The sequence below is a fragment of the Bacillus tequilensis KCTC 13622 genome, assembly GCF_000507145.1.
GTDB classification, from domain to species: domain Bacteria; phylum Bacillota; class Bacilli; order Bacillales; family Bacillaceae; genus Bacillus; species Bacillus tequilensis.
Genome location: NZ_AYTO01000020.1, coordinates 1 through 336 on the forward strand (window position 1 = coordinate 1; position 336 = coordinate 336).

Consider the following 336-nt stretch of genomic DNA (forward strand, 5'->3'; position numbering starts at 1 on the left):
AGGTTGGGGGTTCAAGTCCTCTTGCCGGCACCACTTTTATATGGTATAATACTCAAGTCTCTTTTAAAAAGAGCCATTAGCTCAGTTGGTAGAGCATCTGACTTTTAATCAGAGGGTCGAAGGTTCGAGTCCTTCATGGCTCACCATTTACGCGGGTGTGGCGGAATTGGCAGACGCGCTAGACTTAGGATCTAGTGTCTTTATGACGTGGGGGTTCAAGTCCCTTCACCCGCATTATATAGGATAACAGTTGTAAAAACTGGATTTCCTGTCTGCGGAAGTAGTTCAGTGGTAGAACACCACCTTGCCAAGGTGGGGGTCGCGGGTTCGAATCCC

2 tRNA genes are annotated in these 336 nt (G+C 48.2%); both read left to right on the forward strand.

What is annotated here, in order from left to right:
- The first annotated feature begins 70 nt into the window (after positions 1 to 70).
- Positions 71 to 146: transfer RNA gene (locus tag V756_RS0107735), tRNA-Lys, on the forward strand.
- 5 nt (positions 147 to 151) lie between these two features.
- A tRNA-Leu gene (locus V756_RS0107740) sits at positions 152 to 234 on the forward strand.
- Positions 235 to 336 lie beyond the last annotated feature (102 nt).